The organism is Pseudomonas sp. B3G-3 (assembly GCF_028640915.1).
GTDB lineage: Bacteria > Pseudomonadota > Gammaproteobacteria > Pseudomonadales > Pseudomonadaceae > Aquipseudomonas > Aquipseudomonas chlororaphis_I.
This window is the reverse complement of sequence record NZ_JAQZAB010000057.1, coordinates 211,376-218,678: the sequence shown is the minus strand read 5'-3', so window position 1 is coordinate 218,678 and position 7,303 is coordinate 211,376. Positions and strand designations below refer to the sequence as shown.

6 protein-coding genes are annotated in these 7,303 nt (G+C 66.3%); 1 reads left to right on the top strand and 5 read right to left on the bottom strand.

Annotated elements, in window-relative coordinates; all coding sequences use genetic code 11:
- Positions 1 to 231: 231 nt before the first annotated feature.
- From PVZ80_RS02150 to PVZ80_RS02140, 3 genes are all read right to left on the bottom strand, one after another.
- Complete coding sequence (locus PVZ80_RS02150) at positions 232 to 1,200, bottom strand: Gfo/Idh/MocA family protein (RefSeq protein WP_273863372.1); 969 nt, start codon at positions 1,198 to 1,200, stop codon at positions 232 to 234.
- A 28-nt stretch (positions 1,201 to 1,228) separates the two neighbouring features.
- Positions 1,229 to 2,113, bottom strand: a complete 885-nt coding sequence (locus PVZ80_RS02145; RefSeq protein WP_124340438.1) for a Dyp-type peroxidase — start codon at positions 2,111 to 2,113, stop codon at positions 1,229 to 1,231.
- A 109-nt stretch (positions 2,114 to 2,222) separates the two neighbouring features.
- Positions 2,223 to 3,260 (bottom strand): AraC family transcriptional regulator, encoded by a 1,038-nt coding sequence (locus tag PVZ80_RS02140; RefSeq protein WP_273863371.1) that lies wholly within the window; start codon positions 3,258 to 3,260, stop codon positions 2,223 to 2,225.
- A 271-nt stretch (positions 3,261 to 3,531) separates the two neighbouring features.
- On the opposite strand from PVZ80_RS02140, the gene PVZ80_RS02135 reads away from it, so the two are divergent.
- On the top strand, positions 3,532 to 4,482 hold the full coding sequence (locus tag PVZ80_RS02135) for a SphA family protein (RefSeq protein WP_009049714.1): 951 nt from the start codon (positions 3,532 to 3,534) through the stop codon (positions 4,480 to 4,482).
- A gap of 171 nt (positions 4,483 to 4,653) precedes the next feature.
- On the opposite strand, the gene PVZ80_RS02130 is transcribed toward PVZ80_RS02135, so the two are convergent.
- The gene (locus tag PVZ80_RS02130; protein ID WP_273863374.1) at positions 4,654 to 5,862 is read right to left on the bottom strand and encodes a DSD1 family PLP-dependent enzyme; all 1,209 of its coding nucleotides are present in this window, start codon (positions 5,860 to 5,862) and stop codon (positions 4,654 to 4,656) included.
- 83 nt (positions 5,863 to 5,945) lie between these two features.
- Positions 5,946 to 7,274, bottom strand: a complete 1,329-nt coding sequence (locus PVZ80_RS02125) for a D-arabinono-1,4-lactone oxidase (protein ID WP_273863373.1) — start codon at positions 7,272 to 7,274, stop codon at positions 5,946 to 5,948.
- Positions 7,275 to 7,303 lie beyond the last annotated feature (29 nt).

The window sequence follows — 7,303 nt, the reverse complement described above, 5'->3', positions numbered from 1 at the left end:
TCGCGCACGATCCGTAGGAGCGAGGCTTGCCCGCGAAGGCCGCGACGCGGAATTTCTGATCCACCGCGTCATCGTTCATCGCACGCAAGCTGTGCTCCTACAGAAGAAGGTCGCGCACGATCCGTAGGAGTGAGCGGGCGCGATCCGGCTTGCTCGCGAAGGCCGCGACGCGGTTGGCCTGGCGCACCGCGTTATCGTTTACAGAAGAAGATCGTGCACGTTCCGTAAGGCCTAACCGCGCTTGAGGATCAGGTCCATGATCCGGTCGGTCTTCAGCGCCTCGGCGGCCAGGGCCGGGTGCTGTGCTTGGCCACGGATATGGGCGTTCATGCCCAGCACGTGGTGCCACTGGATATGTTCGGGGTTGTCGATGAAGAGGCTCAGCTGTTCATCGGCGTCCAACTGCAGCGGATGCTCGTCGAACACCGAGAAGCCGATACGCCCCTGGCTGCCGATGATCTCCACCCGGTCCACCCGACGGTCCGCGACGAAGTTCCAGGCCCCCGTGCCCAGGGCGCCTCTCGCGAAACGCCAGCTGGCGCTCACTGCGTCCTCGGCGCTGTACAGCCCGGCCTGCCGGGCGGTGAAACCGGCGACCTCGGTGATGTCCCCCAGCAGGTACTGGAACAGGTCCAGGCCGTGGCTCGCCAGGTCGGCGAAGTAACCGCCGCCAGCGATCTGGGGGTCGGTGCGCCAGTTGCTGCCGCCATTGCGATCGGCCTCGGACGGCGCCTTGGTCAGGGTCCAGCTCAGGTGGCGGACCTCACCGATGCGCCCGTCCCGCAGCCATTGCCGCACTTGCTGGAAGCGCGGCAGGGAACGGCGGTAATAGGACACGAACAGGTGCAATCCGGCCTGCTGGAAAACCTGCTGCATTTCCAGGCTTTGCCCGGCGTTCAACGCCATCGGCTTTTCCACGCAGCAGTGCTTGCCGGCGGCGGCCACCCGCAAGCTGTAGGCGTGGTGACTGTCGGGGGGCGTGGCGATGTACACCGCGTCCACTTCGGGGTCGTCGATCAGCGCCTGGGCATCGGTGTAGAAACGCGCGATGCCGTGGCGTGTCGCATAGTCCCGCACCGCTTCCAGGCGCCGGCCCATCACCGCCACCAGGGCCGAGCCCGGCGCCTTGTAGAAGGCCGGGCCACTCTTGCGTTCGGTGACGCTGCCGCAACCGATCATGCCCCAGCGTACGGGCCGCATGCCCTCTCCTGCTGTGTCCATTGGCCGGTCAGACCGCTTGCAGGGCGCGCAGGTCGAGGCGGCCGTCCTGCAGCGGCGGGCACCAGTAGTAACCGCCGGTGATCGGCCGGCTCATGCGGTACAGGCCGTCGACTATGCCGTCTTCCAGGCCACTCATGCGCCGCAGCTGGACTTCGAAGGCGTGGAGGCTGTGGCCGAAGGCGAGGAACATCAGGCCGCCCTTGTCGCCTTCGATCCATGGCATCGAGCGGCGCACCATGAAGGCCTCGGGGGTGAAGCTCTCCTGGGCGGTGCGCTTGACGTGGGCCGAGTCCGGCGCGTCGTCCAGCTCTTCGTTGTCGCTCAGGCGGCGGCCGATGATGTTGTCGCGCTCCTCCTGATGCATCGCGGCAAAACCCTTGAAGTCGTGCTGCCACTGCTGGATCGCGGCGAAGCTGCCACCGCGCAGGCCATCGACGCCTTCGGCCAGGGCCGCGGCGATGGCGTCTTCATCGTGAGGGTTTTCGGTGCCGTCCTCGTAACCGGTCAGGTCGTGGCCGGTCTTGTGGCGGAAGGCTTCGTTCATCTGCACCAGGCGCAACGCCGGGGCCAGGGCGGCCTCCAGGGCGTTGCTGCGGTGCAGCAGCTCGCCGCGGTCTTCGCCATGCAGCCAGACCCACAGCGCGTGCTGGGTCGAAGGGTTGTCGACGCCGACCCCGGTCAGCGCCGGGAAGGCCTTGAGCCCCTGCACGCGGGCGCCCAGCGCCTTGACCAGCGACGCGCCGAAACCCGCTACCGCCGTTTTCCCGTCCACCAGCGCCAGCAAGCGATCGATCGCCGCCGGCAGCGCCTCGATGGATTCGAGGGCGAAAAACAGGTGACGAGCCTGGGTCGGAACGGGGGTGGCAAGAATGCCCGGCTGGTAGTAACTCATAGCGACTCCTTGAAGAAAGCCCGAAGTTTACCCGGCGCACCACAATTTGTGGGGGTTTAGGCACGCATGGACCTGCGCGGTGAATCGTCACGCCGCCGCAAGCCATGCCCTACAACTGGCCGCCCTCTTCCCGGTAGGCGCTGGGGCTCAGGCCGGTCCAGCGCTTGAATGCCCGGCGAAAACTGCGCACGTCGCTGTAGCCCACCGCCTCGGTGATGCGCTCGATGGACAGCTGCGGGTTGGCCAGCAGGCTCAGGGTGCGCGCCCGGCGCACCTGCTCCAGCAGCGCTTCGAAGGTCAGGTCGTGCTCGCTCAGGCGTCGGCGCAGGGTGCGCCCGCTCATGTTCAGGTCGCTGGCGACCTGCTCGATATGGCTGCCCTGGGTCAGGTCGCGGGAAATGGCCCGCTCCACCGCCTGGATCAGGTCCAGCTTGCGGTGCACCTGGGCGCTTTCCAGTTCCAGCAGCTTGAGCGCCTGGCGCAGGGCCACGGCGTGGTGGTTGGGCAGGCGCATGTCCAGCCAGTGGCCGGCGATGACCATGCGGTTGTGCAGGCAGCCGAAGTGCACATCCGGCCCTAGCAGGCGCAGGTACTCGTCCCGATAAGCCGGGGCGGCGTGGGTGAACTCGATCCGCAGCGGCTTGAAGTCGGCGCCGACCAGGGCCCGGCCATAGACCGGCAGGCTGGCGAAGAACTCTTCGACGGCAAATATCTGCACGTCGCTGTAAGGCAGCCGGCATTCGGCCTCGACAAAAAACTCGTCACCCTGTTGCTGGATGGTGCAGCTGGCGAGGCCGCCGGTGGTGTGCTGATGGCGCAGGCCGATGTCGAAGGCATCGCGCAGGGTCTTGCACAGCGACAGCACATGCCCCAGCAGGCCCAGGGTGCCGAGCACGTTCTGGTGCCCGACCCACAGGCCCAGGCCCTGCTGCGGCAAGGCCTTGAGCGCGCGCTGGATCATTGCCACGGCCTGGCGGTAGGAGATGCGTTGCGCGGGGTCCTGCAGGTCGTCGAGGGTAAAGCCCAGGCCGCGGCACAGGGCGTGCGGGTCGACGCCGTGGCTGCCGGCGACTTCGGCCAGGGTCTGCAACAAGAAGGGTGAAACCAGGGCCAGTTGGTACTGTGGATCGACGGCTTTGGTCTGCATGGGCATCGGGTCCCGAGCCGGTTCGGCTGCAATTCTTATTCTGGTTATGCGCCCCGCTCCCATCACCGCCAGGGCGAGGCGAGCGCTCACTCAGCATAGCGTTTTCCGCTCGCGCTCATGGAAGGATGTAACAAGTCATTGCAGGCTGGCCGCGAAAGTCCCCCTCAGTGGCCGCCAATACCCTGCCTGGCCAGGCGCCGAAGGCTTATTCCTATGAGGCGGCCGGAAACCGGCCAACTGCGCGCCCACTGACAATAATAAGAGCCCGAACATGAATTCGACCCGCACGCATCGCTCCCGGCGCCTCGCCGCCAGCCTGGCCTGTATCGCCGCCCTGCCCGCCCTGGCACCGGCCACCGAGTCCGGGGTCGACAACATCGGCACCGGCACCGACGGCTTTTTCATCCTGCCGCTGGACGTCAACGGCCTGCCGGACCACATGTTCGCCTTCAACCTCTATTACAACCACTACGAGGCACGGAAGCTGAATATCAGCTCCCTGGGCGGCAAGGTGCCGGACGTGCGGATCGTCTCGGATGCGATCATTCCCCGCCTCGATTACCTGAGCCCGCTGCGGCTGTTCGGCGGGCGCCTCGGCGGCTACATGGCGCAACCTTATCTGCGCCAGCAGGTGGGAGTCTTCGGCCTCAAGGACCAGCGCGAAAGCATGGGCGACACCACCATCGCGCCGATCATCCTGTGGGACATGGGCAAGAACCTGACCCTGGGCGCCGCCGTGGAAATAACCGTTCCCACCGGCAAGTACGACGCGACGCGCCTGGCCAATACCAGCAACAACTTCTACACCTACAAGCCGCTGGTTTCGGTGACCTGGCTGCCCACCCCGCGCACCGAGCTGTCGCTGAAGACCACCTACAGCTTCAACGAGGAAAACCACGCCACCGACTACAAGTCCGGGCAGATCTTCCACTTCGACTATTCCGCCAGCTACAAGGTGACCGACAACCTGAGCCTGGGGCTCAACGGCTACTACCTGAAGCAGACCACCGACGACAAACAGTACGGCCGCACCGTGCAGTTTCTTGGCGAGGACGTGGACGACGGCGTGCGCGGCCAGGTGTTCGCCATCGGCCCGGCGCTGTACCTGACCTTCCTCAAGTACGCCAGCGCGGAGATCCGCTGGGCCAAGGAGTTCGACGTGGAGAACCGGCCCGAGGGCGAGATGCTGTGGGCCAAGCTGACGATTCCGTTCAGCTTGTGATGTAGGAGCGAGCGGGCGGCGATCCGACTTGCCCGCGACGGCTGCACCGCGGAATGCCAGGCGGACCGCGTTATCGTTCATCGCGCGCAAGCTGCGCGCCTACAGAAGCAGAACGCGCACGCCGTAGGAGCGAGGCTTGCCCGCGAAAGACCTCGAGGACAGCGCAAAAACCTAGCTGTAGACCGGCCAGCTGTCGACGATCCGCCCGCCGCGCACCGCCAGCAGGTCGCCGAACTGCAGCAGCACCGCTTCGCTCTGCATCGGCCGCAGGAACACCTGGTCGTCCGGCCCCAGGCCCACGGCGGGCGAGCCGTTGACCATCTCCTGGTTGGAACTGCGGCCGAACAAGCCGTTGCTTTGCAGCCCCGAGGGCGACTCGAACTCGGCCAGCCAGTTGCCGCCGTAGATGAAGAACGTCTCGCGCTGGTTCGGGTCCCACCAGGCGAACAGCTTCGACTTGTCGTCCAGCGCCGGGATGCGCACCGGGCCGGTGCTTTTCAGCACCGGCGTGGCGATGTAGGCCGCCGGCCGATGTTCGCTGAGGGACGGCAGGTCGTAGTGGGTCGGCTTGAGCATCGCCGTGCCCACCGACACTTCGCTGCTCAACTGTTCCTGCTCATGCATGCGGTAGCTGGGGCTGCCGGCGGTGTTCAGGGTCAGCCCCGGCTGCCAGAGCGCCGGATGGCGTTGCCGGGTGAAGTCCACGGCGCTCTGGTAGCGCTGCATGACCTTGGCGAACAGCGCTTCGGGCGAGCCGAGAATGCCCGGCACGCCCATGCCGACAAAGGGGTCGTAGCCCATGAAGCCGGCGAACTCCAGGTGCTGGGGGTTGGCGGCGATCAGAGTCAGCAGCGGCCCCAGTTCGAGGCTGTCCTTCACCCCGCCGCGGTGCAGGCCGACGTCCAGTTCGATATTGATCCGCAACCGGGTGCCCAAACCTCGGGCCAGGGCCAGGTATTGCTGCAGGTGTTCCGGGGTGTCGATCAGCCACTGCAACTGCCGGGCCGGGTCGAACGGGCCTTTGTGGCCCTGGTAGAACAGTTCCGCCGAACGCACCGGCAGCGGCTTGCCCAGCAGGATATCGGCCTCGGGAAAACGCTGGGCGTCGTGGTTGAGGAACGGCTGGTGGAACGACATCAGGCGCTGGGTGCCGGCGCGCTGGCCGATGTAGGCCAGTAGCTCCGGCGATGGCAGGGACTTCTCCACCAGCCGCAGCTGCTTGCCGCCGCGCTTGACCGACTGCTGCACCATATCGATGTTGTGGTCCAGGCGGTCGAGGTCGATCAGCATCACCGGGCGCATCGGGCCGTGGGCCTTGAGTTCCTGGTTCAGCACGCGGAAATAGTCGCTGTAGGGCCCGCCCCGGTCGGCGGGCCGCAGCCAGGCACCCACCCCCGCCAACAACGCGCCGACACCTGCGGTACCGAGCAGGAAGTTGCGTCGATTCATGCTTTTTTCTCCCTTCAGACCACGCCCAGGATGGACGACAGGTGTGCATTGAGGAACTTGCCGCCGGGGTCCAGCGCCTCGCGCACCCGGGTGAATTCCCGCCAGCGCGGGTACAGCGCCTGCAACTGCCGGGCGTTGAGGCTGTGCAACTTGCCCCAGTGCGGGCGGCCGGCGTATTTCCAGAAGATCGGTTCGACGGCGGCGAAGAAGTTGTGGTGGTCCATGCCGTAGTGCTGGTGCACCGAGATCGAACAGCTGTCGCGGCCCTCGAACATGCTCAGGGGAATATCGTCGGCCTGGACGTAGCGGTACTCGATGGGAAACCAGGTGCGCAGGTCCTTGTCGCGGATCAGCTTGAGGATTTCCCGCAGGCATGCCGGGCCGTGCTCGGCCGGCACCGAGTACTCCATTTCGTTGAAGCGCACGTTGCGCACATTGGCGTAGACCTCGTAGGAGTCGCCGACCCGGTCGTCGAAACTGGCGAAATGCCGCAGGCTGTTGAGCAGGGTGCGGCGGGTCTCAGGAAAGTCGCTGAGGTACTTGTCGAGGTTCTCGATCAGGCTGACGAACTCGTTGCCGCCCTCTTGTGCCGGGTCCACCGGTGGGGTCGCCGGGTCTTCGGTTTCATTCAGGGCAATCGACAGCGCGTAGTCGGAATGGGTGACCACCAGCATTTCCCAGTGCTGGTTGTCACGGGTGTTTTTCGCCAGGTCTTCGAGCAGTTCCTCGGTCTTGGCGATCCACTGTTTTTCCCGCAGGCGATAGGCCGGGCGATTCTGCAGACGCACCCGGGTGGCCACGCCCAACGCGCCGAGGGACACCCGTGCGGCGCTGAAGACCTCGGCGTTGCGGCTGCCGTCGCAGTCCAGCACCTCGCCGCTGGCGGTCACCAGTTGCAGGCCGCGGACCTGGGCTGAATAGGACTTGAAGCCAACGCCGGTGCCGTGGGTCGAGGTGGCGATGGCCCCGGCCAGGGTCTGGTAGTCGATGTCGGCCATGTTCGGCAGGGCCTGGCCGATCGCCTTGAGCGGCGCGCCCATGCGCGACATCGGCGTGCCGGCGGCGAACTCGGCCTGCAAGGTGGCGGCATCGTGGCTGAGCAGGCCGCTGAAGAAACTCAGCGACAGCAGCGTGCCGTCGGTGGGCACCAGGGCACTGAAGGAATGCCCCGCGCCCACCGGACGGATCTTGCCCGGGGCCTGGCGAATCACCTGCACCAGCTCGTCCAGGTCCTTGGGCGCCAGCCGCGCCAGGGGCAGGCAGCTTTGCGCACCGGACCAGTTGCGCCAGGGAATCAGCCGTGGCGCCCGCGCCAGCTCGGCCAGCAGCGGGTTGCTGGTCAGCGCGCCGAACGTCCCGACTACTGCGCTGC

Bases quoted from the DNA above. Each gene is read 5' to 3' on its own strand.
- PVZ80_RS02145 (WP_124340438.1), bottom strand. From the start codon at position 2,113: ATGAGTTACTACCAGCCGGGCATTCTTGCCACCCCCGTTCCGACCCAG.
- PVZ80_RS02135 (WP_009049714.1), top strand. From the start codon at position 3,532: ATGAATTCGACCCGCACGCATCGCTCCCGGCGCCTCGCCGCCAGCCTG.
- PVZ80_RS02150 (WP_273863372.1), bottom strand. From the start codon at position 1,200: ATGCGGCCCGTACGCTGGGGCATGATCGGTTGCGGCAGCGTCACCGAA.
- PVZ80_RS02140 (WP_273863371.1), bottom strand. From the start codon at position 3,260: ATGCAGACCAAAGCCGTCGATCCACAGTACCAACTGGCCCTGGTTTCA.